At 62.7% G+C, this 13,762-nt stretch carries 14 protein-coding genes; 6 read left to right on the forward strand and 8 right to left on the reverse strand.

What is annotated here, in order from left to right; translation table 11 throughout:
- Nucleotides 1-510: hypothetical protein (locus tag KDH09_10025; protein MCB0220019.1), on the forward strand; the 510-nt coding region annotated here is incomplete at its 5' end.
- 3 nt (nt 511-513) lie between these two features.
- Here the strand turns inward: KDH09_10025 and KDH09_10030 are convergent.
- Complete coding sequence (locus KDH09_10030; protein ID MCB0220020.1) at nt 514-1,275, reverse strand: N-acetylmuramoyl-L-alanine amidase; 762 nt, start codon at nt 1,273-1,275, stop codon at nt 514-516.
- A 629-nt stretch (nt 1,276-1,904) separates the two neighbouring features.
- Between KDH09_10030 and KDH09_10035 the strand changes: the two genes are divergently transcribed.
- Both KDH09_10035 and KDH09_10040 read left to right on the forward strand, forming a co-directional pair.
- Complete coding sequence (locus KDH09_10035) at nt 1,905-2,816, forward strand: M23 family metallopeptidase (protein ID MCB0220021.1); 912 nt, start codon at nt 1,905-1,907, stop codon at nt 2,814-2,816.
- Between the two features lie 219 nt (nt 2,817-3,035).
- A complete protein-coding gene (locus KDH09_10040; protein MCB0220022.1) occupies nt 3,036-4,556 on the forward strand; it encodes an Rne/Rng family ribonuclease in 1,521 nt (506 codons plus the stop codon).
- Here the strand turns inward: KDH09_10040 and KDH09_10045 are convergent, their stop codons facing one another.
- The 7 genes from KDH09_10045 to ispG all read right to left on the reverse strand — a co-directional run bounded on the left by KDH09_10045 (nt 4,557) and on the right by ispG (nt 10,977).
- Nucleotides 4,557-4,937 (reverse strand): hypothetical protein, encoded by a 381-nt coding sequence (locus KDH09_10045; protein ID MCB0220023.1) that lies wholly within the window; start codon nt 4,935-4,937, stop codon nt 4,557-4,559.
- Between the two features lie 64 nt (nt 4,938-5,001).
- A complete protein-coding gene (locus tag KDH09_10050; protein ID MCB0220024.1) occupies nt 5,002-6,030 on the reverse strand; it encodes an NDP-sugar synthase in 1,029 nt (342 codons plus the stop codon).
- The gene (locus KDH09_10055) at nt 6,027-7,220 is read right to left on the reverse strand and encodes an anhydro-N-acetylmuramic acid kinase (GenBank protein MCB0220025.1); all 1,194 of its coding nucleotides are present in this window, start codon (nt 7,218-7,220) and stop codon (nt 6,027-6,029) included. Before KDH09_10055 ends, KDH09_10050 begins: the two co-directional genes overlap by 4 nt.
- Nucleotides 7,221-7,226: 6 nt before the next feature.
- On the reverse strand, nt 7,227-7,568 hold the full coding sequence (locus tag KDH09_10060) for a hypothetical protein (GenBank protein MCB0220026.1): 342 nt from the start codon (nt 7,566-7,568) through the stop codon (nt 7,227-7,229).
- A gap of 86 nt (nt 7,569-7,654) precedes the next feature.
- Nucleotides 7,655-8,389 (reverse strand): orotidine-5'-phosphate decarboxylase, encoded by a 735-nt coding sequence (gene pyrF / locus KDH09_10065; protein ID MCB0220027.1) that lies wholly within the window; start codon nt 8,387-8,389, stop codon nt 7,655-7,657.
- Nucleotides 8,390-8,409: 20 nt separating this feature from the next.
- The gene (locus KDH09_10070; protein MCB0220028.1) at nt 8,410-9,708 is read right to left on the reverse strand and encodes a DUF4388 domain-containing protein; all 1,299 of its coding nucleotides are present in this window, start codon (nt 9,706-9,708) and stop codon (nt 8,410-8,412) included.
- A 186-nt stretch (nt 9,709-9,894) separates the two neighbouring features.
- Nucleotides 9,895-10,977, reverse strand: coding sequence for a flavodoxin-dependent (E)-4-hydroxy-3-methylbut-2-enyl-diphosphate synthase (gene ispG / locus KDH09_10075; GenBank protein ID MCB0220029.1), 1,083 nt, complete (start codon nt 10,975-10,977; stop codon nt 9,895-9,897).
- 408 nt (nt 10,978-11,385) lie between these two features.
- On the opposite strand from ispG, the gene KDH09_10080 reads away from it, so the two are divergent.
- From KDH09_10080 to KDH09_10090, 3 genes are all read left to right on the forward strand, one after another.
- Nucleotides 11,386-12,024: a TetR/AcrR family transcriptional regulator gene (locus tag KDH09_10080; GenBank protein MCB0220030.1), complete on the forward strand. Its 639-nt coding sequence runs from the start codon at nt 11,386-11,388 to the stop codon at nt 12,022-12,024.
- Nucleotides 12,025-12,048: 24 nt separating this feature from the next.
- Nucleotides 12,049-12,852, forward strand: a complete 804-nt coding sequence (locus KDH09_10085; protein ID MCB0220031.1) for an outer membrane lipoprotein-sorting protein — start codon at nt 12,049-12,051, stop codon at nt 12,850-12,852.
- A 77-nt stretch (nt 12,853-12,929) separates the two neighbouring features.
- On the forward strand, nt 12,930-13,762 hold an 833-nt coding region (locus tag KDH09_10090; GenBank protein ID MCB0220032.1), incomplete at its 3' end, for an MMPL family transporter.

Here is a 13,762-nt window from a genome sequence, read left to right on the forward strand (position 1 = left end):
ATCGGCGTTGTTTATAAGCCGGCCAACAGCGGTCACATCTTTGCCGAAACGCAGGAAGCGGCCCGGAAGCTGGGGCTGGAAATCGTGGGCGCGAAGATCGATCTCAAGCAGGACATCCCGCGCGCCACGCGCGGGCTTCGCGGGAACATCGACCTGCTCTGGATGGTGCGTGACCCCATCCTGCTCGAACCCGACGCCCTGCGCGAGCTGCTCAAGTTCTCGCTGATCGAGAAACTGCCCCTGCTGACCTTTTCCGCCACGGTCGTGCGCGCCGGCGCCATGATGGCCGTGACGCCCGAAGAGCACGGCATGGGCCGTCAGGCCGCCCGTATCGGCAAGCAGATCCTGGCCGGCAAGCGCCCGGGTCAGATCCCCGTGCAGGGCCCGACGGACCACCGCATCGCACTCAACCTCGCCACGGCCAAGCGTATCGGTCGCCTTGAAGATCTTGCCATCAACGTTCTCATCTTCGCCGCCGAGAACAAGCAGTCCATCGAAGTATTTCGCTGATTCTTATTGAGCCGGGTTTGTTTCAGGCTCGCCATTCAATGCGCGAAGCTGCGCGACGCGGTGGCGTTCAAACTCGATCACCGCATCGGCCAGCGCCGAGGCGATCTGTTCCTGATACTCAGCGCTCTGCAGCCTGTCGCGCTCGCGCGGGTTGGTGACGAACCCGATTTCGACCAGCACGGCGGGCATCTGCGCGCGCGAGAGCACAAAGAAGGGGGCCTGCTTCACGCCGCGGTTGGTGGTGTTGAGTCCGGCAGCCAGCCGCGTCTGCACGATGCCGGCGAATTCCTCGGAGCGGCGGATCTGGTCGGCCGAGGCCAGGGAGAGCAGCGTAAGCAGAAGCGGGTCGTTGGGATTGCTGCCTTCGTATTTGAGGGCCTCGTTCTCGATGAGCGCCGTTTTGCGGGCGTCGTCGTCACTGGCTTCCGGGCTCAGCAGGAAGGTCTCCACCCCCCGGGCGCCCTTGCGCTGTGCGGCGTTGGCGTGGATGGAGACGAAGAACCTTGCCTGGTGCTCGTTGGCAATGGCCATGCGCTGGTGCAACGGGACGAAGTGGTCATCGTCGCGGGTGAGCAGGATGGGCAGGTTGGGGGCCCGCTCGCGCAGGATGTCCCGGGCCTTGAGGGCAACGGCCAGGACGACCTCGCTCTCGCGGATCGCGCCGGAGACGACGGCGCCGGTGTCTTCGCCCCCGTGGCCGGGGTCCAGAATGATCGGTCCCTCGAATTCTCCGTCCGAAGAATTTCCGGAAAACATGGCAGCCATGGCCTGGCTGTGATCGGTCTGTCCGGGCCTTTGCCTGTCTTTTGAGCCTGTTCCGGCCGGGTTCCCCGCGCCGGCGCAGGCGCTCAGAACCAAAGCGCCCAGCAGGGCGCCGAATATTGTTGAAATTGAGTGATTTCCAGTGGTTATCATGGATCTGGCATGGGCAGACTTTCGCGTTGTTTTCGCCATCATTTGTTTCGAACCCCTTCAGGTCGCTTCTGGGTCTGCCTCAGATTCAGGCATTCTAGTCAACAAATCGCCCGGCCAGAACCCCAAGTAACCCCCCGATATGGTTGGTATTTTGCCACCCTGCGTCTTGACACCTTTCCCCGGACGTGGCAGCGTGCCCACTTAGGAAGTCTTGGTTTGTGGTTCTGCAAGGGATGCTGAGGCGCGAAAGCTTTTAGAGCTGGAGCAGGAACGTCGAAGCATGGGAAGGCTTTGCGGAAATGCCGGTGCGAAACCCGGTTCGCAGACCAGGGGTGAGGAGCAGGCTGAAAACGCGGGGAAAACGCATCCGATTCTTCGGTGCGCGTTTACAGACTGGTCAGTAAAAAAGATTTCAGCGAGACCTCTACGGGGATTGGGTGTTTGGGTTTGGGAACCCCCGTTGAGAGTGGGAAGCATCAGTGGACGGGAACAAGGGAAAGAAGCGGCTAACCGTTTTTGTTGTTCCTGAGGGCGAAACCAATCTGCGTCGCCTTCAGGTTCCGGCATGGTTTTTCAGCAAGAAAGTGTGGCGCGTCGTAGGCGTGCTCGCGCTGGTGCTGGGCGTACACTATGCGGTCTCGGTGCATCGCTCGATCCAGACTTCGGATCTGCTGGCCGAGAACAAGGCGCTGCGCGATCACGTCGCGGAACTGACCGGCCGGGTCGAATCCATTAAATCGGATCTTGAGCGTGTCGATACCCTCGACTACCGCGTTCGCGCGATCTTCGGACTGGAGTATCCCTCCGAAGTCCAAAATCCGGGCCTTGGCGGGCCGCTTGTCCCCAACATGAGCGCCTACGAAGGGCTCGATCCCAAGGACGCCAGCCGCCTGCGCCGTCTCGATCACGACATTTTCGACGCGAAGACCCGCGTTTCGATTCAGGAGCAGAGCCTCGAAGACCTGCTCAATCACTTTGGCGAGCAGCGCTCGCAGCTCGCATCGACTCCCTCGATCTGGCCCACCCGCGGCTGGCTTACCTCGACCTTCGGCACGCGCCGCGATCCCTTTACCAATTCGCGCACCATGCACCACGGCCTGGATGTGGCGGCCAGCATTGGCACGCCGGTCGTCTCGCCGGCTGACGGCGTGGTGGTCTTCGTGGGCGCGCGTTCAGGCTATGGCAAGGTCATCACGGTTGATCACGGCTACGGGGTGAGCACGATCTACGGCCATCTCTCGGAGTCCAAGGTGAAGGTAGGCGACCAGGTCCGTCGCGGTGAGGACATCGCCGCGGTCGGCAATACCGGCCGCTCGACCGGGCCGCATCTGCACTACGAAGTTCGTGTCAATGACGTGCCCGTGGACCCGATGAAATACATCCTGAACTGACAGCATCTCTCAGAGGTACGTTCGCAAAAAGGCCGGTTCCGCGGGGAAGCGGCCTTTTTTGATTCAAGGTGACAAGCCAGTCGGCAGGGCTTCTCGATTGCGGCGAGGGTCGCTTTGGGTTAATCGTAATCCGGTTCGGGTTACCGCGCCCGTTCAGGCCCGTCGGCATCTCCCCGTTGTCGACACGACACAAACCAGCAACGGCGCCCTGGAGGGCCTTTGACCAGCAATCTGCTCATCAACGTTTCCCCGGTCGAGACCCGGGTGGCCCTCGTGGAGCAGGCCCGCGTGCGCGAAATTTACATCGAGCGCCCCGACGAGCTGGGAATTACGGGAAATATCTACAAGGGCCGGGTCGACCGGGTCCTGCCGGGCATGCAGGCAGCCTTCGTTGACGTTGGGCTCGACCGCGCAGCGTTCCTGTATGCCGGCGATGTGCTGGGCCCCGACGGTGAAGTGGACTACCCCGGCGCCAACGGGAACGGGCACGACATCGATATCGATTTTGCCGACAACGGCCACCCCCACCGCACGGCTCCCCCGATTCAGGAGCTTCTCAAGGCCGGGCAGGAAGTGCTCGTTCAGGTGGCCAAGGAGCCGCTTGGCACCAAGGGCGCGCGCGTGACCTCCCACATCTCGCTTCCGGGTCGTTACTTGGTTTACATGCCGCTGGCCGAGCACGTCGGAGTTTCGCGACGCATCGAATCCGTCGAAGAGCGTGAGCGGCTGCGAACGCTGGTCGACGAGCTGCGCAACGGCGAGGGCGGTTTCATCGTGCGCACCGTGGCCGAGGGCGCGAGCGACGAGGAGCTGCTGCGCGACATCAGCTACCTGAGAAAATCATGGCAGCGCATCAGCGCCCGGCGCGAGCATCTACCGCTGGGGCGTCTGGTGCACCAGGAACTCTCCGTCTCCCTGCGCGCGGTGCGGGACATCCTGACCCCGGACATCGATCAGGTCATCGTCGACGACGCAGCGGAGTTTGAGCAGGTGCGCGAGTTCCTCGACGTGTTCGAACCCTCGCTGGGCTCGCGCGTGGAACTCTACACCAACCAGGAACCGCTCTTCGATCGCTTCGGCATCGAGATCGATATCCAGCGGATGCTTGCACGAAAGGTCTGGCTTCCCTCTGGTGGCTACATCGTCATCGATTCCTTCGAGGCGCTCACCGCCATCGACGTGAACACCGGCCGCTACGTGGGCAAGCGCAACTTCGAGGAAACCGTCCTCAAGACAAACCTCGAAGCCGTCGCCGAAATCGTCTCGCAGCTTCGTCTGCGCAACATCGGCGGCATCATCGTCATCGACTTTATCGACATGGAGCGCATCAGCTCGCGCGAGAAGGTACAAGCCGCGCTGGCCGACTCCCTGCGAGCAGACAAGGCGCGCACAACGATCACGAAGATCAGCGATCTGGGGATCGTCGAAATGACCCGCAAGCGCATCCGCGAACCGGTGCTGCATACCCTGGCCGCGACCTGCCCCTATTGCGACGGCCACGGCTGGGTTCGCTCGTGCACCAGCGTGGCCCACGAAATCCTGCGCCAGCTCGTGCGTGAGCTCAATTCCGTTCGCGGGAACCTGGGAGTGCGCGCTCACCCGGACGTGATCACGCGCCTTCGCGAGGAAGACCACCAGGGGGTGGCCCACGTCGAGGAGAAATACGGCATGCACATCTCACTGGAGAGCGTTGTCGATTTCCACCAGGAACACTTCGAGATCCGGCCGCTCGGCCAGTAATCACGGCATTGCCCGCAAGTCTGTTTCCCTGAAAATCTTGATGAGCTGTATGTAGATGGCGAGCTCAATGTTGCTGCGCTCGGCGCGAAGGCGCTCAAGCGGCTCGCGCGGGTCCCACGCCCCGTTACTCACGAAGATGGGCGTCTGCTTGCGGTGCAGGCGCTCGCCATCATCGATGAGCGCGTGCTCGATCGCACCGCCGAGTTTCCAGCGGACGACCTGCTCGCGCGGGGAACCCTTGTCGTAGCAGAGCTGAAAGCGCATGAGCCGGCCTGCATCGCTCAGCCAGACGTAGAGATCGTGGTTCTCATCCGAATACCAGCGGAGGCGAAACCCCTCTCCGCCGCGTTGCTTCACAATCTGCGGATTGATCTCATGCATTGCGCGGCCAGGGTAACACAGGCGTGCGGCGGAGTCGGTGAGTTAAACCACGGCGTGAAGTGGTTCACGCACCCAGCGACTTGCGGCCTTCGTAGAAAATCCGGTCCTTCCAGTCATGCCCGCGCACGTGTGTATCGGGCCAGACGATGCATCGCTCCAGACTCGTGTCGTCGTCGAGCCGCGAGCCCGCACCCACAATCGCGCCGGGGCCGATCTGCACGTCGTAGCCGACAGTGACATCCTGCCCGACGAAGGCGGGGCCCTGCATCTCGGGGTTCTCGGGACAGACCCATGCGTGCGGCGTCCATACGCCGGGCTCGATGCTCTCGTAGCCGCGCGCCTGCAGCATCCGCCGCGTGCGCGTGGCGAGCAGGTCGTCCCCGTCCAGGTTCGCCAGAAGTGCGGCGCTGGCTGCCAGGTAGCGCTCGGGCGTGCCCAGGTCATCCCAGGGAGCGTCGCTCACGAACTGCGCGCGGACCGGGGCGCCTTTTTCGAGCAGGGGGCGGTAGACCTCCTGCACGATGCAGAAGACCTGCGCAGGCGGTAGTTCTTTGAGAATCTCCGGTGAGAGAACATGCAGGCCGGTAAAGAGCCCGGCCTTCGCGCCCGGCGGCGGAGTTTCCCCGGGTGCAAGGTAGCCGCCGATACGCCCGTCCTCATGGGCCCAGAATCCGCCGGCCTGTTGCCAGCCCTCATCGCGCAGCAGCAGCGTCGCCAGCGGTTTGTCTTTTTCAAAGGCGGCGACCGCTGCGCCCAGGTCGATGCCGTGAAGGACGTCGGCATTGGCGATCAGGAAGGGGGCGCCCTCCAGGTGGCCGCGCACATTGCTGACTGCACCGCCGGTCCCCAGCAGTGTGGTCTCGGTAACGAGTTCCACCGGCAGGGCGGATTCGCGCTCGCCAAGATATGCCTGCATCTTTTCGGCGAGGTGATAGGCGTTGGCCACGACCTCGGAGACCTGTGCCTCCGCAAGTGCGGCCAGGCTGAATTCGATCAGCGGTATATCGAGAACGGGAATCAGTGGTTTTGGAAGCAGGTGGGTGAGGGGGCGAAGACGCCGTCCCTCACCGGCGGCCAGCAACAGGGCCTTCATTTTGGTTTTCTCCCGGGGATGAATTCCCCAAGTATCACAGGGTGGGTCGCGCCGGTCACACTCGGCAGGTTGCCCGGCCACTTCGCAACGTGGCAGGCGGCCAGCCAGGCAAAGAGCAGCGCCTCGACCGAGTCGGGGTCGTAGCCGATCGCATCGACGCTACGTATCGAGATACCTGGCACCCTGCGCGCCAGTTCATCGAGCAGCGCGGGGTTGTGCGCGCCGCCGCCGCACACGTAGAGGTGATCGGCGGAGGGTCGCTCCTTGCGATAGGGCGCAAGCGAGCGGGCAATGGACTCCGCGCTCAGCGCCGTCGCCGTTGCGAGGATGTCCTCGGGCGAAAGCCCGAAGACGCCTGCGTCCTGGAGAATCTTCTGTGCGAAAAGATCGCCGAAGTCCTCGCGGCCGGTCGACTTGGGCGCCTTTCGCTCGAAGTAGGGATGCTGCAGAAGCTCGGCCAGCAGCGCCTCGTTGACGCTGCCCGCGGCGGCCATCTTGCCGCCGTGGTCGTAGCTGGCGGCGCCGCCGGTCAGGTCTTTGACCAGCGCGTCCATGAGCATGTTGCCCGGACCCGTATCGAAGGCGATGGGGCCGTCCTTGCCCGGACCCATGCCGGGGATGGTCACATTGGCGATGCCGCCGATGTTCACGAGAAAGGCGTCGCGCTCGCCGAGCATGGACAGGTGCAGCACCGGCGCGAGAGGCGCACCCTCGCCGCCGGCGGCCATGTCGCGGTGGCGCAGCCGCGCAACGGTATCCACGCCCGTTCGCTCAGCAATGATCGCGGGGTCGGCAATCTGAAACGTGGAGCGGACGCTGAACTCGCGCACCGCGCCGGCAAACTCGAATTGCGCGGTGCGCGCGTCGGGCACGTGGCGCACGGTCTGGCCGTGGGAACCGATGGCCGCGACGTCTTCGAGGTTCACCTCGCCCTTTGTCGCGATCTCGGCGGCTGCGACGGCGAAGAGCTCACCGAGCAGCGCGTCGAGGCGCAGCACATCATCGAGTGCGGGATTGGATGCGTGACACAGCTCGAGGATCAGGCCCCGGACTTCCTCGGGGTAGGGGAAGGTCTCGAAAGCCAGCAGCTTGTCGATGCGCGGCGCACCGCCGGAGGCGGTGTCAATGCGGGCAAGCGCGGCGTCGATTCCGTCGACGGACGTGCCCGAGAGCAGCCCGATCCACAACATAAGGATTTAGTGCACGTGGTGCGACGGGGCAGAGACCCGTTTGGCCAGAATTTTCTTGAAACTGCTGGTGATGGCATCGTGGCAGCCCCTGCAGACCACGAGGCGAACCTTCTCTTCGAGGTCGTCGGCATGGGGCTCGGGCGCATCGGCATGGAGGCCGTACTCGCTTTCGATGCCGGTGTCATCGAACTCGTCGGGGGCGCAGGCCTCTTCGTCTTCATCGCAATCGATGTCGATGTCCACGAAACTCTCGAAATTCAGTACGTACCGGGATTCGCCGGAGTGATAGACCTTGCTGCAGCGATCACAGCGCTCGCGGGTCCGTCCCAGCCCTTCTGCCTTGCTCACGATTGTCACCTTGTCGGTTTTAGCCCTGCGAGAGAGGATTCTACTACGGAACGCGCTTGCGATGCCAGCCCTCTTCGAAGTGCTTCTCAGCGGCCCAGCGCGTCGCTCATTTCCTTGACGATCATCCGGGTGGCCACGGCCGGGCTGTCGGCGTTGCGAATGGGGCGGCCCACCACCAGGTGCGAGGCCCCCGATCCCAGGGCCCCTGCGGGGGTCGAGACCCGTGCCTGGTCGTCGAGGGAGGCATCCGAGGGGCGGATGCCCGGCGTGACGATGAGGAAATCCTCGCCGAGTTCCTTGCGGATGGTTGGCGCCTCCAGGGCGGAGGCCACGACGCCGTCGCAGCCGGACTCGCGCGCGAGCCTGGCCAGCCGCACCACGTTTTCCAGGGCGTTGCCGCCCAGGCCAATCTGGCCCAGGGATTCGTCGGTGTGGGAAGTGAGAATCGTCACCGCCAGCAGGTGGGGACGGGTCTTGTTCTCGCGCTCGCTCTCTTCATCCAGGGCGGCGCGGGCGGCCTTCATCATGTCGGGTCCGCCCAGCGCGTGGACGTTGCACATCCACACGCCCATGTGCACGGCGTTTCGGCATGCGGCCGCCACAGTGTTGGGGATGTCGTGGAACTTGAGGTCGAGAAAGATCTCGCAGCCCTGCTTGGCCATCTTGCCGACCCAGTCGGGACCGGCGCGCATGAACAGCTCCGGTCCGACCTTGAAGCGAACTCCGAAGTGATTGAGCTGGTGAAAGAGCTCGCGGGCCTCGGAGGCCAGCGGCGTGTCGAGTGCGACGATGAGTTTCTTGGCTGCGTTGTTCTCGCTCATGAGTGGGTTCCTCGCGGCAATCAGGACATGAGCCCGGACTGGATCTGCCGGATTTTTTTGATGATCTCTTCGGCTTTCGCATTCTCGCAGGAGTTGCGAACGCTGAAGATCAGAAAGTTCAGGAATTCGTTGAGCCCGTCGACCAGCAGTTCATAGTTCATCAGCTCGGCAAGGCCCGCAATGGCCAGGGTCGAACCGCCACTGGTCTGCAGCTTGTCCAGATTCGCCATCAGCTTGTCGGGTTCGAGCTGCCCGGCGGCGTTGGTGCTCGCGCCGACGAAGACCCCTTCGAAGCGCGAGCCCGAGAGATCGTCGAAGAAGGAGGCGAGCGTCTGGTCGACATCGATGCCGGTGGCGTAGCTCTTCATGTCTTGATAGAGCTGGCCGAAGATCTGGTTGTATTCGCTGATGGCGTCGAGCATCCGCTGCTTGGGATCCTGCTTGGCGGACTCGCCGGGCACGCGCACTTCAATGAATTTGGCGCGGGCCAGGTCATACAGGGCGCGCTTGGCCTCGAAGTCGCCGCGCTTGGAACCGCGGATGATCTGGCTGACCGTGCGGCGCCCGTCGCAGAGCGCGAGCACCTTGCCCTCGAAGTCCGAGAGATCGGTCTTGGGCGCAGAGTCGCGGCGAACCGGCACGGCATCGTCCTGGGGGATGACCTCTTCGATCATGGCCATCTCGTCGGAGCGGCGGATGCCCTCCATCAGCAGGCTCTGGCTCGAAAGGGTGATGCCGCTGAGATCTTCGGGGAGCAGGGAGTCGCCCTCGAGGAAGAAGAAACTTCCAAGGCGAAGGCCGAAGACCGAGTAGACAATCTCTTCGACCTGCAGGTGCACGTTCTCCCACAGTACCTTCGGCGTGATGTAGCCGAGCTCCACCAGAATTTTTCCAAAGCGCGTGTCCGGACGCATGTTGCGCTCGGCCTCGCGGAGCTGGTTCTTGTCGATGACGCCGCGGCCGTAGAGGAACGTCCCGAGCCGGTCTTCTTCAATGTTGGAGGTGGCGAAGACAATCTCGCCGCGCTCGAAGTAGACGGAGATTTCGCCGGTGTGGAACGAGAGCCGGAGCATGCCCGACTTCTGCGCCATGGTGAGCATTCCGAACAGGTCCGGCGGCGGGAAGCGGCCCAGATCGCCGGCGAGAATGACGGTCCCGTGGGAGGCGGCTTCGGGAACGGGCGAGCCCGAGCCGATCACCGCAAGGTTCTCGGCCTGGCCGAGCAGCAGAATGGGCTTACCGGACTCGCTGAGCAGCGTGATCGTATCCGCCGGCAGCGTCAGTTGCTGTCCATTGAGCGTGAGCTTGGTGCCTGACATTCCCTCTCTACCCATCCTGTTCCGAAGGAGCGGCACTATAGCACCCCCTGCGGGGGATTCGAGTCGCAGGGCAAATTGTTCCAGATTTCCCGCTCCCGGGCCCGGGGGCGGGCGGCGCGGCAAAACAAAACGCCCGGAGCGCGATGGGGCGCTCCGGGCGTTGGTACTACAAAAAGTGAGGCGGATTTAGACCTGGCGGCCCACGATGTTGGAAACCTGCTCGGCCAGTGCGTCGAGCATCTGGTCCTCAGGCACCTTCTTGGCGACCTTGCCGTCCACGTAAAGCACGCCCTGACCGCGACCGGCAGCCAGGCCGATCTTGGCGGCCTGCGCCTCGCCCGGGCCGTTGACCACGCAACCCATGATGGCGATCTCGATGGGCTCTTCAACATTCTTGAAGCGGTCCTCGACCTGGTCGCAGAGCTTGAAGAGATCGATCTCCAGCCGTCCGCACGTCGGGCAGGCGATCAGGTTGATGCCCTTCTCGCGAAGGCGCAGCGACTTGAGGATTTCGAAGCCGGCCTTGATCTCCTCGACGGGCTCGGCCGTCAGGGAGACGCGGATCGTGTCGCCGATTCCCTGCGAGAGCAGCGACCCGATACCGATGGCGCTCTTGATCGTGCCGGAGAACTTGGTGCCCGCCTCGGTTACGCCCAGGTGGAACGGGTAGTCGACCTTGTCGGCCAGCAGCCGGTAGGCGTCAATCATCAGCTTGGGGTCCGATGCCTTGAGCGAGACCTTGATGTCGCCAAAGTCCATGTCTTCGAGGATCTGGATGTGGCGCATGGCGCTCTCGACCATCGCTTCGGGCGTAGCGCGCAGATACTTCTCGAGCAGATCGCGCTCGAGCGAACCGGCGTTTACGCCGATGCGGATGGGAAGCTTGTTGGCCTTGGCCGCATCGACGACCATGCGGACTTTCTTCTCACCGCCGATGTTGCCGGGGTTGAGACGAAGCGCGGACACGCCGGCCTCCGCCGCGGAAAGCGCCATGCGGTAATCGAAGTGGATGTCGGCGATGACGGGAATCTTCGCGTGTTTGACGATCTCGGGAAGCGCCGCGGCGTCCTTTTCGCTGGGGACGGTGCAGCGAACGATCTCGCAGCCGGCTTCGGTAAGCTCGGTGATCTGCGCGATGGTGGCCTCTGCGTCATAGGTGTTGGTCGTGCACATCGATTGCACGGAGATCGGCGCATCGCCGCCCACGGGCACGTTGCCCACCATGATTTGCCTGGTCTTGCGGCGATCGGGCCGCACGTCGTAATGCATGTTGCAATTGCTCCCTGCCGGATATCACCGATCCGGCGGCGGTTCGTAAGTCGCGCGCTACGCGTCCTGCTGAAGGAGCCCGGGGCACCTGTTCTCAGCGCGCGCACTCTATCAGCCTCCAGAGGCCGCTACAATGGGGTTTCCCCGCGCTGATGCCCGGCAGCCTATCTTTCATGGGCACCTGAAACAATCCCTGATTTTAATAAGTTGCGAATATGACACGGCTTTCCGCCCCCGGCGGGGTTTCGGTGGCGAAAATGCACTGCGCGGCGCTGCCCCGACGATTGAAACAGGCGCCCTGCGGCGCTTTTCAAGTTGACACGTCGCGGCGGCTTTGATACTTCTGACTCCGGTCAGGTTTGGCCGAAGTCAGGGCTGAACCAGGTCAGGCGGGATGGGAAACGACGAATGAAGGCGTTGCAGGCCGTAGAACAGCATGAATCGCGTCGCGAGCGGCAAAAAGCCGACCGCCGCCGCCGCATTTACGATGCGGCCATTGCCCTGTTCGCCGAAAAGGGTTTCGAGCAGACCACCGTCCAGGAAATCACGGACCGGGCGGATGTCGGCAAGGGCACGTTCTTCAATTACTTCCACAGCAAGGACGCCATCCTGCTCTACTACCAGGAGCAGCTCATGGCCGAGCTCGTCGAGGCGGTTGAAGCCTTCCCCGACGAGAGTCCGGCCAAGAAGATCCGCTACCTGTTTCGCTACTCCGTTTCCCAGTGCCGCCGCGAGGAGAGTCTCTTCATGAGCTTCCTGCGCGAGTGTTTCTCGCGCCCCATGCTCATCGAAGCCGACAAGGCCACGCACTCGGACATGAGCAACCGGATGGGCGAGCTCATCCGCGCTGGCGTGTTCGCCGGCGACTTCCACCCCCAGCTCAATGTGGAGATTGCCAGCCAGCTTCTCTCCGACATGTGGGTCGCCACGTGGATCGAATGGGGCTTCTTCGACAAGCCCTTTGATATCGGTGAATTGTTCGAGCAGAAGCTCGATTATTTGTTTGCTGCCTTCCGCAGCACTCCGGGCAACAGTGAAGACCAGTAGGAACTGAAGGAGCCAAGGACACCAATGAACGCACGAATGCTCATCGCAACTCTCGGAATGTTTCTCGCACTCATCGCGCTCAGCGCGCCAACGGCCTCGGCTGAAGAAGCACTTTCGGCCAAGGAGATCATGCGCCTTGTCGACCGGATGAACAGTACCGACGACTCCCAGCGTGATCTCACCATGACGCTGATCAACAAGAAGGGGAAAACCCGCGAGCGTTCGGTCGTCTCGTTCCAGAAGAAAATCGACGACGACAACGACAAGGCGATGGTTCGCTTCACCAAGCCCGGCGACGTGGCCGGCGTGGGGTTGCTGACCATCGAGCACAGCGACCGCGACGACGACCAGTGGCTCTACATGCCGGCGCAAAAGAAGACGCGCCGCATCTCCGCCGCTTCGAAGAGCGATTCGTTCATGGGTACGGATTTTACCTACGATGACATGAGTTCCATCAAGCTCGACGAATACGACTACACCATCAAGGGCAAGGAAACGATCGACGGCGTCGAAACCATCGTCATCGAGTCCGTTCCCAACAATGACAAGCGTCGTGAAGAGAGCGGCTACTCCAAGAGCATTGTCTGGGTGGACCCTGTTCGCTACGTGATGCTCAAGTCTGACTTCTACAACCTCAAGGGTGAGCACATCAAAACGCTCGTGCTCTCGGGTTACAAACAGTACGACAAGATCTGGATGCCCGACCGCATGGAAATGACCACCCTCAAGCGCGAGCACCGAACGGTGCTGGAATTTTCCAACACCAGCATCAACAAGGGACTCGACGACGATCTCTTCACCGAGCGCACCCTCCTGCGCGGACGCTGAGCGCGAGCAGCTCGCATGCGCCGCCCCGTTGAGGGGCCGGCATGGCGCCTTGTCGCCGGAAACTCTGGATAGGGGCAATGGACGAAAATATCTGGCAACGTCTGGCAGGTCTGGTCATTCGTTTTCGGTGGGTTGTGATTGCGGTGTTTGTTGGGGCCCTGGGCTACTTCGGTCCGGTGGTCGCGCGCAACGCGAAGAATGTCGACAACTCCCTGCGGATCTGGTTCGAGAAGGGCGATGCCGACTACGCCCGCTACAACGCCTTCAAGGAAGAGTTCGAATCCGACGAGCTCATCATGGTCACCATCGAGGTGCCCGAGGGCGACGTCTTCACCCCGCGTTACCTGAACCTGCTCGACGAGATCTCCGACGCCATGGAAGGCGTCGTGGACATCGAGGATGTTCAGTCGATCATCACGCAGAACCATGTGCGCGGCAACGACGAGGGCCTGGTGATCGAGCCCGTGGTGGACCTCGATGAAGAACTCACTCCCGAGGTGCTCGCAAAGGCGCGCGAGCTGGCGCTCAGCGAAGAGACCTTCGTCGGGTTCCTGATCTCCGGTGATGGCAAGGTTGCCAACGTCGCCGGCACGATCATCCCGACCGAGGACAAGGACGTCAAACGCCGCATCGTCAACGATGTGTGGGCGGCGGTGAAGCCGATCGAGAAGGCCAACCCCGACGTGACCTTCGTCTATAGCGGGGCGCCCATGTTCGACGTCGCCTTCGACGACATGGCGGTGGCCGACGGAGAGATGTTCTTTCCGCTCACGCTGGCGCTGGTGTGCCTGATTCTGTTCGTGGTCTTCAGGCGGCCCTCCATGGCCATTCTGCCGGTCATCGTAATGGGCGCGGTCATCACCTACGTCTGGGGCACCTACTTCGCCATGGGCGAGTCGATGAACATGGC

This window comes from Chrysiogenia bacterium, assembly GCA_020434085.1.
GTDB lineage: Bacteria > JAGRBM01 > JAGRBM01 > JAGRBM01 > JAGRBM01 > JAGRBM01.